The 15,051-nt window shown below is 44.3% G+C and carries 15 protein-coding genes, 1 tRNA gene and 1 pseudogene; 4 read left to right on the top strand and 13 right to left on the bottom strand.

Translation table 11 applies throughout. The features are described from left to right. Window positions 1-11: 11 nt before the first annotated feature. A complete protein-coding gene (locus tag NBH01_RS05055; RefSeq protein WP_022470608.1) occupies window positions 12-548 on the top strand; it encodes a GNAT family N-acetyltransferase in 537 nt (178 codons plus the stop codon). A 181-nt stretch (window positions 549-729) separates the two neighbouring features. Here NBH01_RS05055 and NBH01_RS05050 read toward each other — a convergent pair whose 3' ends face one another. From NBH01_RS05050 to NBH01_RS05010, 9 genes are all read right to left on the bottom strand, one after another. Continuing rightward, window positions 730-1,200 (bottom strand): ExbD/TolR family protein, encoded by a 471-nt coding sequence (locus NBH01_RS05050; protein ID WP_008761058.1) that lies wholly within the window; start codon window positions 1,198-1,200, stop codon window positions 730-732. A 3-nt stretch (window positions 1,201-1,203) separates the two neighbouring features. Beyond that, on the bottom strand, window positions 1,204-1,797 hold the full coding sequence (locus NBH01_RS05045) for an ExbD/TolR family protein (protein WP_008761057.1): 594 nt from the start codon (window positions 1,795-1,797) through the stop codon (window positions 1,204-1,206). A 35-nt stretch (window positions 1,798-1,832) separates the two neighbouring features. Continuing rightward, window positions 1,833-2,318 carry a hypothetical protein gene (locus NBH01_RS05040; RefSeq protein ID WP_225693491.1) on the bottom strand — a complete coding sequence of 162 codons (486 nt, stop codon included), beginning with the start codon at window positions 2,316-2,318 and terminating at the stop codon, window positions 1,833-1,835. Window positions 2,319-2,324: 6 nt separating this feature from the next. Next, window positions 2,325-3,128 (bottom strand): MotA/TolQ/ExbB proton channel family protein, encoded by an 804-nt coding sequence (locus NBH01_RS05035; protein WP_008766463.1) that lies wholly within the window; start codon window positions 3,126-3,128, stop codon window positions 2,325-2,327. Window positions 3,129-3,203: 75 nt separating this feature from the next. Beyond that, window positions 3,204-3,291, bottom strand: a tRNA-Ser gene (locus NBH01_RS05030). A 120-nt stretch (window positions 3,292-3,411) separates the two neighbouring features. Further along, complete coding sequence (locus NBH01_RS05025) at window positions 3,412-4,188, bottom strand: TatD family hydrolase (RefSeq protein ID WP_016269566.1); 777 nt, start codon at window positions 4,186-4,188, stop codon at window positions 3,412-3,414. Beyond that, window positions 4,182-4,898: a hypothetical protein gene (locus NBH01_RS05020; RefSeq protein WP_008761053.1), complete on the bottom strand. Its 717-nt coding sequence runs from the start codon at window positions 4,896-4,898 to the stop codon at window positions 4,182-4,184. The genes NBH01_RS05025 and NBH01_RS05020 overlap by 7 nt, the downstream gene beginning before the upstream one ends. Window positions 4,899-4,913: 15 nt before the next feature. Continuing rightward, window positions 4,914-5,888: a polyprenyl synthetase family protein gene (locus NBH01_RS05015; RefSeq protein ID WP_016269565.1), complete on the bottom strand. Its 975-nt coding sequence runs from the start codon at window positions 5,886-5,888 to the stop codon at window positions 4,914-4,916. A gap of 70 nt (window positions 5,889-5,958) precedes the next feature. Further along, on the bottom strand, window positions 5,959-6,642 hold the full coding sequence (locus tag NBH01_RS05010; protein ID WP_008761051.1) for an energy transducer TonB: 684 nt from the start codon (window positions 6,640-6,642) through the stop codon (window positions 5,959-5,961). Between the two features lie 221 nt (window positions 6,643-6,863). Between NBH01_RS05010 and cmk the strand changes: the two genes are divergently transcribed. The 3 genes from cmk to pfkA all read left to right on the top strand — a co-directional run bounded on the left by cmk (window position 6,864) and on the right by pfkA (window position 9,550). Then, on the top strand, window positions 6,864-7,553 hold the full coding sequence (gene cmk / locus NBH01_RS05005) for a (d)CMP kinase (protein ID WP_118417287.1): 690 nt from the start codon (window positions 6,864-6,866) through the stop codon (window positions 7,551-7,553). Window positions 7,554-7,571: 18 nt separating this feature from the next. Further along, window positions 7,572-8,441, top strand: coding sequence for a 4-hydroxy-3-methylbut-2-enyl diphosphate reductase (locus NBH01_RS05000; protein ID WP_008761049.1), 870 nt, complete (start codon window positions 7,572-7,574; stop codon window positions 8,439-8,441). Window positions 8,442-8,569: 128 nt separating this feature from the next. Further along, entirely contained in the window at window positions 8,570-9,550 is a 981-nt protein-coding gene (pfkA, locus tag NBH01_RS04995; protein WP_008761048.1) for a 6-phosphofructokinase, read from the top strand. Window positions 9,551-9,681: 131 nt separating this feature from the next. Here pfkA and NBH01_RS04990 read toward each other — a convergent pair whose 3' ends face one another. The 4 genes and pseudogenes from NBH01_RS04990 to NBH01_RS04975 all read right to left on the bottom strand — a co-directional run bounded on the left by NBH01_RS04990 (window position 9,682) and on the right by NBH01_RS04975 (window position 14,975). Then, complete coding sequence (locus tag NBH01_RS04990) at window positions 9,682-11,055, bottom strand: PepSY-associated TM helix domain-containing protein (RefSeq protein WP_225679858.1); 1,374 nt, start codon at window positions 11,053-11,055, stop codon at window positions 9,682-9,684. 67 nt (window positions 11,056-11,122) lie between these two features. Beyond that, complete coding sequence (locus tag NBH01_RS04985; protein ID WP_234119614.1) at window positions 11,123-11,488, bottom strand: DUF4374 domain-containing protein; 366 nt, start codon at window positions 11,486-11,488, stop codon at window positions 11,123-11,125. Then, window positions 11,477-12,463 (bottom strand): annotated as a pseudogene (locus tag NBH01_RS04980) (DUF4374 domain-containing protein); the annotation flags it as partial. The gene NBH01_RS04985 and the pseudogene NBH01_RS04980, both read right to left, overlap by 12 nt. Before the next feature lie 121 nt (window positions 12,464-12,584). After that, on the bottom strand, window positions 12,585-14,975 hold the full coding sequence (locus NBH01_RS04975) for a TonB-dependent receptor (RefSeq protein ID WP_011108117.1): 2,391 nt from the start codon (window positions 14,973-14,975) through the stop codon (window positions 12,585-12,587). Window positions 14,976-15,051: the final 76 nt, after the last annotated feature.

Below are 15,051 nucleotides of genomic sequence, written 5' to 3'. Positions count from 1 at the left end.
ACCCAAACCGTATGATCAGATTTCAACCGATCACCACATCGGACGTACAACATTACAAATTTATGGAAGAGCTTCTCGTCGAATCGTTTCCACCTGAAGAATATCGCGAACTGGAACATCTTCGTGAATATACAGACCGGATAGGCAACTTCCATAATAATATCATTTTTGACGATGACCTGCCCATTGGCTTTATTACATATTGGGATTTCGACGGATTCTATTACGTAGAACACTTCGCTACCAATCCGGCATTGCGCAACGGAGGCTACGGAAAACGCACATTAGAGCATTTATGTGAGTTCCTGAAACGCCCCATTGTACTGGAAGTAGAACGCCCGGTAGAGGAGATGGCCAAACGCCGTATCAACTTTTACCAACGGCACGGATTTACACTGTGGGAAAAAGACTATTACCAGCCGCCGTATAAAGAAGGAGACGATTTCCTGCCTATGTATCTCATGGTACACGGCAACCTGGATGCAGAAAAGGATTATGAAGGCATAAGACATAAACTCCATACAATCGTTTACGGAGTCAAGGAATAAAGAAACAAAAGAATCGTAAAAAACATATTTCAGATAGATTTTAGATCATATACGGCAGGCGAAGTTCAGACATAAAGTCTGCCTCTGCCGGAGAATAATAAACAGAGAGGCTAAAAAAGAAGCTAAAAAGAAAGGGCGTCCAATTGCTTGGACGCCCTTCTCTATATATCAAATTAACTAATTATTTCTCACCACGTTTAGTAGAAGAATAGTTAATCTTCAAAGCGTAAGATTTTCTAAGGGCATTCTTCACGTCTGTGATAATACCCATTTTAGTCTTTTGGTCTACTTTCAGAGACACAGTCATCTTAGCTTGGTCACCCTCATTCATACTTGCACGTTCCTGGAAAATGAAGTCTTGTACTTCGCCAACTTCAGCATAGCTGTCGTTGAGCTGAATACGACTTTCAGTACCCATTTTCGCACGATATTCCTGAGTCGGTTCACCCACATAAATGAATGTTACCAGCGATTTCTTCTCCAGTTTTTCGAGTTCAGTACCTACCGGAAGTGTAAACTGTACCTTTAATGTTACCTCGCGCATTGTTGTTACAATCATAAAGAAGAACAACAAAGTAAAGATAAGGTCAGGCAACGAAGAAGTATTCAATGCCGGCATTTCACGTTTACCAGTTTTATTAAATTTTCCCATTACTTACTTCCTTTTTTCTCCGTATTTTTTAGGTTCTGCCTCAGAAATTCTCTGCGGATAGATTTCACGAATTGCTTTTTGCTGTTCGTCGTTCAATTCCGCATAAGGTCTTTGCCATTTCTGAAGGGCCAGTTCATCTCTCAATTCATTGTATGCAGCAACAAGTTCGTTCTGCACGCTGATGTATGCCTGATAAGAAGATCCACGGTCATTCTGCAAAGAAATTACATGCTTGTCGTTAACGAGAGTCGTACCGAAAAACTCCACATTCTTCTGTGTCTTTTCAGGCATGTGCTCTGCATTGCCGGCATTAGCAATAAATTCTTTAGCTTTTTCCCTTAGTTGCTCAACACCGATATAATCATTACCGCACATCAAAGCATCATCCTTATTCAGGTATACCTGCAAAATGTTACGTTCTTTGATCTTATCTGTATTCTGTTGATCTTGATCTTCGGGTGGTGGAGGCAAAAGTCTTGCCAAACCACGGTCCGTATCCATTGATGTTGTAATCAAGAAGAAGATCAGCAACAAGAAAGCGATATCCGCCGTAGAACTTGAGTTAATATCAGGAACTTTTCTTTTTCCTCTTGCCATTGTAATTACTTATTAAATTGAGTATCCTCAATTGATTATGATATTTTTTTCTTTATGCCACTCGCGATGATTGCAACGATTGTTACAAACAACAGGATGTAGATGGAATAAAGGAACATATCAGTTATTTTCAGCCAGAAAGGAACGTTGTCAGTACCGTCATAACCTGGGATATTCATCGGTGTTCCATCACCAGCAGCCCAAGCAATCACTAAAACAACAACCAAAAGAACCAAACCAAGCAATGACTTAATTGCATTTGCAGGGCTATCTTTCAAAGCTGCTCCAAATTGGAATACAGCAGCAACTACTGTAGCAGCAACAGCCAAACCAAATAACCCATAAATGAGCATCAGTAAGGCATTTGTGTTTGCCGGTTGCCACATTTCAGGATCTACTCCCGCAATGACATCTGCTCCTTGAGCATCACCACCCAGGTAGAAAAGCCCCAGGACAATGAGGATGATGGCAAACATCGCATACAGTGCGTAATACGATACTTTATATGATAACTTACTCATTTCGAATTATTTTTTGTATTTCAGATCATATTTGATTACCATGTCAAGCAAAGAGATAGAAGAGTCTTCCATTTCGCTTGTAAGAGCTTCAATCTTAGCAAGTACGTAGTTGTAGAATACCTGAAGAATCAAAGCAACGATCAAACCGAAAATAGTTGTAATCAAGGCAACTTTCATACCACCTGCAACAACCGTCGGAGAGATATCACCTACCTGCTGGATCTTATCAAATGCCTGCACCATACCGATTACAGTACCCAAGAATCCGAGTGACGGAGCCATAGCGATAAACAGTGTGATCCAAGAACATCCTTTTTCAAGGTAACCAGCCTGTACACCACCGTAAGATACTACTGACTTCTCAACTACATCGATACCTTGGTCGATTCTCATCAAACCCTGGTAGTAGATAGAAGCAACAGGACCTCTGGTGTTACGTGCGATGTCTTTAGCAGCTTCAACATCACCTTTTTCCAAAGCAGCTTCGATAGATGCCATGAATTTTTTTGTGTTGATTTCAGCCAAGCTCAAATAGATGATACGTTCGATACAGAAAGCCAAACCGATTACCAAAGCAATAGCAACCAAACTCATGAAAGATGCAGTACCTTCAATGAATTTAACTTTGATTTCTTTGTGAATACCACCTTCTTCTGCAGCAGGAGCAGCGGCCGGAGCAGCTTGAGCAGCAGCAGGAGCAGCTTGTTGTTCAGTTTGTTCTGCTGCAGGAGCGTCTTGAGCCTGAGCAAGTTGAATTGAGCCAAATGTAAAGGCCCCAATCACAGCAACAATTGCAAATAACTTTTTCATTGTGTGTCTAATTTTTAAGATTAATTAATTGATTATTATTTATTGTATTTACTTCACGTTTCAACTTTTGTTCTGCGGAGAGACGGGGATTCGAACCCCGGATACACTTTTGGCGTATACACGCTTTCCAGGCGTGCCTCTTCAACCACTCGAGCACCTCTCCTTATGAGTTTTCCGCATTTTCAGCTACAAATGTATCCTTTTTTTTCTTTTCCTAAAGCATTATCCCTTTTTTATCTTAAATAAATACTGCAAATTAATATAATTTAAAACCTTTGGAACCTTATTTGACCATTCCGAACACTTTTAGCGCATTTTCGGAAGTGGCTTGTGAAAGGTGCTCCGGGGTGGTCCGATAAATTTCTACCAGTTTCAGGAACGTATCATGCACATTCGCACTTTCATTCCTCTTCCCCCGATTGGGGGCCGGGGTCAGATACGGTGAGTCCGTTTCGAGCACAATCCGCTCCAAAGGCACTGTCAGCAAGGTATCCGGCAGTGAGGACTTTTTAAATGTGACCACTCCGTTGATTCCCAACATGAAACCGCCAAATTCAAGCAACCGGGCCGCTTCTTCGGCATTTCCGGTGAAACTATGAAAAATACCGGTCAAAGCAGTGTTTTTATAGGGCTCCATTACCTTATATATATAGTCGAATGCCTCCCGCGAATGAACCACGATGGGCAATTTATATTCGAGCGCCCATTCTATCTGTTTCTCAAAAACGTACAGTTGTTCGTTCAGAAAGGTTTTATCCCAATACAAATCAAGCCCAATTTCGCCAATGGCTACAAAATTATTGGGTGCTTCCAGACGCTCCCGGACAATTGACAGTTCCTGCCGGTATGACTCGTTCACCGAGGTAGGATGCAATCCGATCATCGGATAACAGAAATCAGGATAATCCGCACAAACCGACAGCATGGATTCAATCGTCGTACTGTCAATATTGGGCATGTAAATACGCGAAACACCTGCCTGACGTGCACGTTCCATCACCTGTGGCAGGTCATCGGAAAATTCTTCCAAAAAAAGATGGGAATGAGTATCTATTAACATGACAATTTGCTTTCTTCTTTTACTTTTTCGTTGGAACGGTAGTAATATACCAGTCCATAGTCACGACATTTTGCCAACCGGGCTTCATTAGGATTCACTTCCTGAAACTTCGCTTCCACCTGATTCCAGATATCCAGAATCAATTCATCCGCCCGGTCACGCATCGAAGCCAGTTCATCCAGACTCCGGTTGGTGGCAGACTGGTAATTTTTCTGACGTTCGTAGCTATCCAGAAAAATATCATAATGCACTTTTACGCGCGCAATAGTCGGGTTATAAATGGGGATTCCCCCTTGAGAGGTTCTCCGCTGCTCTCCTTCAATGATTTTTCTCCCCCACTCTACCAAAGCTGCTTCGCTTAATAAATCCGGTACCACATTCGCTTCCGGAAGATCATAAAGCTCTTTATGCACCGGTTTGATTTCATCGCGAAGCACCGCGAGGTTGAGTACTTGAATAAAATGAGATATATACAGCCGTGCCATCCGCACATTCGCCTGATGCTTGCGACTGGCTCTCGACTGGTTGTCATAACATTGGGTATAGTAAATCTGCGCAGCTTCAAACTTCAGCAGAAAATTACGGGCTTCGAATAATGTTTTCAGTGAGATAGCCAAGTCCCGCACATTATACACGTCACCCTTCTCGACCGCTGCTTTCAGCGCCCGTACTCTGGCTTGATCCGTATTTGGCAATCGTCTGTAAGGCATTTCCCACCAACTTTACTACATTTCCCGATACATCAGTAATTTCACTAAATTCTTAAGTTCTTTCTTCTTCTCTTCGGCAACCGCAACTGCTTCAAGGCTCTCCATAGCCAGCGTATAATATTCGCGCATTTTGTTTTCACAAACGCTACGGATAGTCAACTGATTATAGATCTCCGTCACTGCCGCTATCTTTTCTGCCGGCTGACAGTTCTCTGCATTCAGCCAGCGGTTCAGTTCTTCCAGCTGTTCTCCGTTTGCACGTTCCAGTGCTTTGATCAGCATATATGTCTTCTTATTGCAAAGGATGTCTCCACCGATTTTCTTTCCGAACACTTCCGGATCGCCATAAACATCCAGCAAATCATCCTGTAACTGGAATGCAACCCCTATCTGCATACCAAAATTATAAAGATTCTCCGCATCAACAGCAGACGCTCCTGCCAGAATCGCGCCGATCTTCAGACTTGCGGCAAGCAATACAGCCGTTTTCAGACGAATCATTTCAATATATTCGTCTTCCGCCACATCGTTGCGCGACTCAAATTCCATATCCAACTGCTGCCCTTCACAAATTTCCAACGCAGTCAGACTAAACAAATCAATGACTTCTTTCAAATGCTCGGGCGCACAACCGGCTACATACCGGAAAGCCAGTATCAGCATGGTATCACCCGACAAAATAGCTGTGTTATCGTTCCAAACCTTATGCACAGTCGGCTTTCCTCTGCGCATATCCGAACGATCCATCAAATCATCATGCAGCAATGTATGATTATGATAAACTTCGATACCGGTAGCAGGATCGTAAATTGACGAAACATCTTCCTTATACAAGTTATATGCCATCAGCATCAATACAGGACGAATCCGCTTCCCCCCCAAAGAAAGGATGTATTCGATTGGTTCGTAGAGTCCTTCCGGAGTCCGGGTTATCTGATTTTCAGATAGGTGGTTGTTTATTTTATCAAGTAATTGAGAAGCTGTAAACATGATGAAAACAAAGATTAATGAATAAAAAGAGGCTGCATTCGCAGCCTCTTAAATGTATGAGTGTTACAAATTACTGCAATCTGAACATTACAGGAACTGTAAATTTAACGCGAACCGGTTTACCACGCTGCATACCTGGTTTCCATTTCGGCATCGTGTTGATCACACGGAGAGCTTCTTTATCCAGATACGGGTCTACACTGCGTACAACTTTTGCATCTACGATACTACCGTCTTTGTTAACAACGAACTGTACGATAACACGACCTTGAGTACCATTTTCCTGTGCGATAGTCGGATATTTGATATTTTTAGCCAGATACTGCATCAATGCTGCCTGTCCACCCGGGAAGTCCGGCATATTTTCTACAACTTCGAAGATAGTCTGTTCTTCCGGCTCTTCCTCAACTACTTGTACCGGTACGTATTTTACTTCCACTTTAGGTGTGTTATCCTCATTAAGGATGGTAGTTGATTCTTCAATATCTGCCTGGTCATCGACAATTTCCAGCAATTCGGCCACCTTCGGAGCCTCGGGTGGTGGTGGAGTCGCTTGTTCAGGGGTTTCGGTAATAGGAATGATTTCCTCTTCAAAAACAACATCAGCTACAGCCTGGCTTGTATCGATTTTCACGTCACGCTGGGTCCATTCGAACGCCACGAACATAAAAGCCAATACCACCACGTAACCGATCAGCAGCCATGTGGATTTCTTTCCTTCCAGGTCTGCCTTGGGTGATTTTTTAACTTCCATAATTTTGTTAATATAATGATTAATAAAAAAAGTGTCTTCCTATGTGTCTCTGGGCAAATATACTACATTTTCAGATAACCGTCCGTTTCTTCATATCTTTTTATCCGGCTTTTTAACTTTTTTAATTCTTTCATACTCATTCAGTTGCTTTTACAGTCAAATTTATGGCTGATTTTCAAAATAAGCGTATCTTTGGCGGACAAATATAAGAAGCAGATAATATGAAAAAGATAACAATCGCAATCGACGGTTTTTCCTCCTGCGGAAAAAGTACAATGGCCAAAGATCTCGCCCGCGAAGTAGGATACATTTATATAGATAGTGGGGCAATGTATCGCGCAGTCACCTTATATAGTATTGAAAATGGGATATTTAACGGAGACGTTATCGATACGGAGAAGCTGAAAGAAGCAATCCGGGATATCCGGATTACTTTCCGCCCAAATCCGGAGACAGGACGTCCGGACACCTACCTCAACGGGGTGAACGTAGAGAATAAAATTCGTACAATGGGGGTTTCGTCCAAAGTCAGCCCTATCAGCGCACTCGATTTTGTACGCGAAGCGATGGTAGCACAGCAACAGGCCATGGGTAAAGAAAAAGGGATTGTGATGGACGGACGGGACATCGGAACCACGGTTTTCCCGGATGCGGAACTGAAAATATTTGTTACGGCCACACCGGAGATTCGTGCCAAACGCCGTTTTGACGAACTAAAAGCAAAAGGCCAGGAAGGCAGCTTCGAAGAAATTCTTGAGAACGTAAAGCAACGGGATTACATCGACCAGTATCGTGAAGTGAGTCCATTGCGCAAAGCAGATGACGCTCTGCTGCTCGACAATTCTAATCTGAGCATCGAACAGCAGAAGGAATGGCTGTCGGAACAGTTCGGAAAAGTAGTAAAGGAATAGAGGATAAAAATCGAGTGTATGATTAAAGTAGAGATAGATGAAGGTTCCGGCTTCTGCTTCGGTGTGGTCACAGCCATCCACAAGGCGGAAGAAGAACTGGCAAAAGGAGAAACCCTCTATTGCCTGGGAGATATTGTACACAACAGCCGGGAGGTAGAAAGGCTGAAGGCAATGGGACTAATTACGATCAACCGTGATGAGTTCAGACAATTGCGCAATGCCAAAGTGTTGCTTCGCGCACATGGAGAGCCACCGGAGACTTACCAGATCGCCCACAAGAATAATATCGAAATCATCGACGCAACCTGTCCGGTCGTACTGCGGCTTCAAAAGCGCATCAAACAAGAGTTCCGGAAGGAAGATTTTGAAGAAAAGCAAATTGTGATCTACGGCAAGAACGGCCATGCAGAAGTGCTGGGACTGGTAGGGCAGACCGGTGGTCAAGCCATTGTCATCGAAAGTGCAGAAGAAGCCAAAAAGCTGGATTTCACTAAAAGCATCCGCCTTTTCTCACAGACCACAAAGTCTCTGGACGAGTTTCAGGAGATTGTAGAATACATCAAACTCCACATTTCACCGGATGCCACTTTCGAATATTACGATACAATCTGCCGGCAGGTAGCTAACCGTATGCCCAATCTTAGGGAATTTGCGGCAACGCATGATCTGATTTTCTTCGTCAGCGGAAAGAAGAGTTCGAACGGAAAAATGCTTTTTGAAGAATGCCTGAAAGTAAACGCCAACTCACATCTGATTGATAATGAGAAAGAAATCGATCCCACTTTACTCCGGAATGTGGAATCCATCGGCGTATGTGGAGCGACTTCCACCCCCAAATGGCTGATGGAAAAAATACATGACCATATCCAGCTATTGATAAAAGATTAAAAAGAAAGATAGAAAAGACAATTTGAATATTTTTAATGGTTTCGACACACGAAAAAAAACTTATGAAACACTGCTTTCAACTTTTTGTTGTACATTTGCCACGTCAAACTAATTAATGAAAGATTGTTATGGGAACAGTTAAATGTATCGGTATTTTGACTTCGGGAGGTGATGCTCCGGGAATGAATGCGGCCATCCGCGCAGTAACACGTGCAGCTATCTACAACGGACTACAAGTAAAAGGTATATATAGAGGATACAAAGGTCTGGTGACAGGCGAAATCAAAGAGTTCAAGAGCCAGAACGTAAGTAATATCATCCAACTGGGTGGAACCATCCTGAAAACAGCCCGCTGTAAGGAGTTCACCACACCGGAAGGCCGCCAGCTGGCTTATGATAATATGAAAAGAGAAGGCATTGATGCTTTGGTGATCATCGGTGGTGACGGTTCGCTGACAGGCGCCCGAATCTTCGCACAGGAATTCGATGTTCCATGTATCGGACTTCCGGGAACGATTGACAACGACCTTTACGGCACAGACACCACTATCGGATACGATACGGCATTGAACACCATTCTGGATGCAGTAGATAAAATCCGTGACACCGCCACTTCACACGAACGTCTGTTCTTTGTAGAGGTGATGGGGCGTGATGCCGGATTCCTCGCTCTGAACGGCGCCATTGCTTCGGGAGCCGAAGCAGCCATTATTCCGGAGTTCAGCACGGAAGTCGACCAACTGGAAGAATTTATCAAGAACGGATTCCGTAAATCCAAGAATAGCAGTATTGTACTGGTAGCGGAAAGCGAACTGACAGGCGGTGCCATGCACTATGCGGAACGTGTGAAAAACGAATACCCGCAATACGATGTGCGTGTGACAATCTTAGGACACTTGCAGCGCGGTGGAAGCCCTACAGCTCACGACCGCATTCTGGCAAGCCGTTTGGGTGCCGCTGCCATCGACGCTATCATGGAAGACCAGCGCAACGTAATGATAGGTATCGAGCACGATGAAATCGTTTATGTACCATTCAGCAAAGCTATCAAGAATGATAAGCCGGTCAAGAGAGATCTGGTCAATGTATTGAAAGAGCTTTCTATATAATAAAGGTAATACATTCATATAAGGTAATATAAAGAACGGTGGACGCAATGAGAGATTCAATGGTCCACCGTTCTTGTTTCAATAAAGCTATCACTATTTCCAGGAGTCCGAACCGATATACCGGCATTCTTTCAAGCAATATCTCTTTTCCCCGCGGCAGATAAAGCGATCGTCTTTTCACGCTTTCTCTTATTTATCATTTTCTTAATCCACAAATAATAACCGGTCAACGGCAAGGAAGCGCCCACTAATGCAGCCAAAAAAGTAAGTATACGTGTCGTCATACCTCCCCAGTTGCCTACATGAACAGAGTAAATCCAACCGCGTATTTTTCCTGCCTTATCCTGATGCTGATAAAGACTCGTCTCTGTAAATTCACCATTTTCCGTATTAAATGAATAACGGTCAGCAGCACGTTGATTCCCCAAACGGTCGAAAGCAACGCTAGCCGTACCGGAGGAAACACTGATCTGTTTGTATGCCGGATTCTGAAGACTCAGCTTGTCATATATTTCCTGCCAATAAGCAAAGGCAGAAACAACAGGCTTTGGCTGTTCAGTTTGCTGGTGTTTCCAATGTCTGCCGCCCTCATGCAGGTTGCCTTCCTGCCGTTCACTTTGTGAATAATCTGCGGATAAGCCTTCCTGTTTTTCTCGATGCGGCCTGTCCGGACGACCTCTTCTGCCACTTCCACGTTCTTCGGCATTCTCCCGTCCTTCAGTTTCAGCCTTCGGCTTTCCATCCTGCAAAGCCAGTCGGGCATCTCCTTTGGAAGTGCTTTCTTTCTGCCCGTGCCCATGCCCGCCCTGCTGCTGCACTTCCACGCCAAAAACTTTATAAAAGGCTGTCCGATACCAAGTGAAAGACCACGTCAGTCCGGTCAGCGACATAGCCAGCAGAAGAACCAGCGCATACATTCCTCCCGCCACATGCAAGTCATACCAAAACCGCTTCCAGCCTTTCGTGCCCGATATCTTCAGACTATTTTTCAATGCCTTACGTGTACGCGGCCACCAGACAATGATTCCGGAAATCAAGACTACGACAAACATCAAAGTGCTGACGCCTACAATCATCTTTCCCCAGAAAATCCCCTCACCTCCCGGATTCATACTATCCAGCAACCAGCGGTGCATCCGAAACATAAACGCAAAAAAACCGCTGCGCTGATTCTTTCCGGTAATCTCGCCCGTATACTGATCGACATACACCGAAGAACGGCGGGGTTTGGAAAGACTCACCTGATAAGTGCGTTCCGGATCAGAGGAAATGCTGACACCTGACACAGAAACATCGTCGGGCAACGTGGCAGCCACCTTTTCCAACAACTGATCAACCGGTAACGGAGTTGCCTCAACCTGTTTCACAAAGTAAAGTTCCGGCCACATCAGTTCATTTACCTCATTCTCGAACACCAGCATGGCGCCGGAGAAACAGATAAGCGTGATTATTATTCCGAAGGGGACTGAGAGCCACAAATGAATTTTTCGAAAAAACTTTCTCATTGTATTTGTATGGGTTACTTTTGGCACAACCTTGCTGATTTCATGATTGGCAAAGAATATTCAACATTTAGTCTGTGAAAGTAGCGTCAACAGCTGATGAAGAGATGATATTTTCTCCAAAAATACCGTAAGTGGTAAAGCGGGTAATCGTATATTCGTTCGAACGTTTCGCAATACCGCCGTTTGTATTCAGTTCATAAGCTGTGGTTACACCTTCATTTCCCTGATTGTATTGGAGGCGATACAGATATTGGTCTTTGTAGAAAATCCAGGCAGTACCGGTAGCAGTTTCAAATCCGTTATTGTTGCCGGGAGTTACACTGCCACTTTCGAGAGTCGAGGTAGCCAGTAAGTAGTTGGCTGTACTGTTGGCCGATGTTACGGTAGCCGATACGACGTAAGTTGAGTGCGAATCCTTGGCAAGTCTACCTATCGCAGTGATTCCGGTAGCGTTGACAGTCAGCCCTTTTGTTGCCGTATGAGTAACCGGATCAATTTTATAAATAGCCGAATGATTGGTTTCTCCGTCTGCAGTAATGGGAATGACGCCGACATAAGCCACGCCGTTCTCACAAAACGGGGTACCGGAGAAAGAAGAGATACGATCCGGTTCAGGCAGTCCGTCTACATAGTACAGTTCTCCCTTATCCCCATTTCCTGTCGCCTTGAAGACAGCCATTCGCGTAGCTCCCGTGCCACGTGAGTTAATTTCGCCTGTGTACATCTGCAACAAGAAATAGTCTCCGGTGATGTGCCAGCAGCGCAGGAATGACTTGCCGCCCGAGAGTTCTTCCAGATTACAGTAATAGCTGTCAAAGTCAGTCGCGCCAGCTTTGATGCGGACCACTCCTGCCGGTAAGTTGGTTTTCTGTACGTCGGCATCCATGATCTTGGCATAACTCGGGGAAAACACATATACGTCTCCATTGTCGGCAGCCCAAATCGTCTGATAATACTGTGAACGCATACGTCCGCAAGCATAACTGATTTTGTCCGTCCTGATCAGCGTCGGGTTGTTGAAGTTTTCATCGTTGTAGATAGCCACCCATGCTTCGTTGGGGTACTGAGTCCACTGCAGTTCCCCTTTCTCATAGCTGGAGCTGTTGCTGCCTCCGTCTTCGGTTTTCACCAGTTCCGGATATTTCACCCACTTGCCATCTTCAAAAGCCGACCCGTATACACTTAGTCCCATAGGAATAGGAGCGGTATAAATTTTATTGTTGGCTTCAAGAATACCTGCGAAAGTAACGTACTCGCCATTTCCCAAAAAGTTTTCGCCACGGATGACATCTCTGTTTTTCATGATCTGGTCAGTCACATGCAGATAGGTAATAGCTATTCCCTTCTGTACGGATTGCGTTTCTTCCGGAGCAACGGCTCCCTCAGTTTCATCACAAGAGGTACAAAGCGTACCTGTCAACAGAGCCATTGCAAAGCTCCACATCAAAAAATTCTTCTTCATCTTTTTTTGAGTATTTGTAGTTAATCAAATTGTTTTTATTTCTCTCAGGTTTAAAATTCTTTCTGTTTCAATTTCCGCCGAAGTACACTCTCACTTTCCCATAGAAGGCACGACCGGCTTTCTGGAGACTGAAGTTATCATAGAGTTTTTCGTCAGTGAAGTTTTTACATTCGAACGATACGTTATATCGTCCATTCTTCAGACTGTAGGTGATGCCCAGATTATGTGAAAACTGTGTAGGCACTATGTCTTTGGTTTCCACCGCTCCCAATGCTTCGGAGTAAAGCGGAAAACCATGTACATACATATTGTCATAGGTAACGGTCAGCGTATTTCCTTTCTTCCAGAGGTTCCGCCAGAAGAAAGAGATGTCCGAATTGGCAAAACGGTAAGGCAAGTTCGGCATACGTGCGCCATAAGTCAGACTTTCCTGCCCGGTCTGCGTTTTCTCCACATTGTCACGCACGTCCATTTGTGTAAAGTTTCCGCCGATACTGACCCAGCAGGAGTAATTATAACGCGCGGAAATATGATAGCCTTTTGTTTCAACACTTCCATAGTTGCTGTAAGAGCCGTATGAACGGTTGCTCGTTGTTTCGATACTGCGATAGATATAATCGGAAGTATTCCGGTAAATCAGTCCGGTTTCCACATACAGACCGTGTTTACCCAATTGGCGATTATAGCTCAAATTGAAATTGAGGTTATCACTTTTTTCCGGATTCAGTCCTATTTTTCCCAGTTCAAGGTCTTCGTCACCAAAAAGTTCTTCGTTCGTAGGCAGCCGGTAAGCCTTCTCATAAGAAAGTTTTGCCTGCAATCCCGAAAGGATGAAATAAGTACCGGCCGCGCCATATCCCACAGAGCTTACATTATTGGTGAGACGGACGTAGTTACTCGTTCCACTGGTCGATGCGGACACGGGCCCCGCATTATATTGGTTGTAATATTTCCCGAATACGGATAAATTCCAGTGCTCCGAAGGCATCAGCCTGTATGAAAATCCGGTTATATTTTTGCGGGTCACTTTGGCGATAGCGTTCGATTCATCGACAGAAACGGAGTTGTGATTTTCACGATGAAAGGTGTTCAAGACGTGGTTCAGCACAAATGTATGCGCAGTGCCGATGTGGTAGTTGGCGGTAAAAGTAGCGTTCCAGTTGTCGTTGTCGGACTTCATATCCTGATATGACTGTTCTCCTTTTCTCCCTTTCAGAGAGGTTTTCTCACCAAGCCAGTTGAAACGGTACGTTGCCGTATCGACATTGTTCGTAAAGTTCCGGTTGTAATTGGCTGTGAATGCTACGTCCAGATTCCTGACGAATAAATTACGTTTACGATATTCCAGAGAAGGCATCAGAGAGTTTCCCTTACGATATTTTTCACCAAATACGACCTTTTGTACCACTCCTGTCTGGATTTCTTTGTACATACGCGAGTACGTCAGTCCGATCATCAGACGATCCGCCCATTTCTTGTCAACCAGCCCTACTTTGCCGACAACAGCCTCGTTGTGATAGTTGTCATGAAAGCGTTTCACATGTTCTACCTTGTCCGTATTGATAGCCGAGCCGCCGCCTTCATAAAACTCTTCGACAGGGGTATCCACATAGTAACTGTTGTCAGAATAGTTTTGGAAAGCGTTGATTTCGTAAGTCAGTCCATTCTTGAAGGTCTGTCCGAAGTTGACGTACGATTTATGTGTATTGAACGAGCCGTAAGAGTAGGATGCGTCCAGAAACCAGTTTTTCCGGTTTTTATTGGTTACGATATTGATAACTCCGCCCAAGGCATCCGTCCCGAACCCGACAGGCACTACACCACGGTACACTTCGATGCGGTCAGCAAAGTTAATGGGAATGTTGTTCAGTCCGAAAGAACTTCCTACGCCCTCCTGCGGCACTCCGTCAATAAACAGCTTGACGTGCTTGCCGGAAAATCCGTCCAGCGAAAGAATCATATCCGACCCCACTCCTCCGGCTTCCCGAAGTTTGAGTCCCGGAACTTTTGCCAAGGCATCAGAAAGGTTTTGTGTACTGTTATGCAGACCTTTCGCATCAATTGCCACCGCATTAAAGGCAGATTTATTTACCCGGCTCACTGCAGAAGTGGACACTACCACTTCATTCAGTTCCGTCACCTGCGGAGCAATCGTTACATTGACCCTTATTCTTTCACCGGCTTTCAGTGTCACTTTCTTTTCTACTGTCGTATACCCAATGGCCGATACAACCAGAGTGTAGTCGCCTGCTGCCGCTTTCAAGTGATACAATCCCTTTTCATCTGTAGTCGCTCCTCTGTTCGTCCCTTTCAGATATACAGTCGCAAAGTCCACCACTTCTTTTTCTACAGTAGAAATCACTCTTCCGGAAATCATCCCTCCGGATCGCCCATGTTGAGAAAATGCTGACACTGAAAATAAGAACGCAAGAAAAACCAGAAAACTTTTATTGATCATCTCTTTTTACTCTATTTACTTAATACCTACTATATAGTTCCGATAACGAATTCTAAAACGATACAAAGGTAGTGAC

Origin of the sequence: Bacteroides sp. B1-V-101 (genome assembly GCF_023656585.1) — a bacterium.
GTDB classification, from domain to species: Bacteria; Bacteroidota; Bacteroidia; order Bacteroidales; family Bacteroidaceae; genus Bacteroides; species Bacteroides thetaiotaomicron.
Note: the sequence above shows the minus strand (reverse complement) of the source record. Positions and strands in the feature narration are given on the sequence as shown.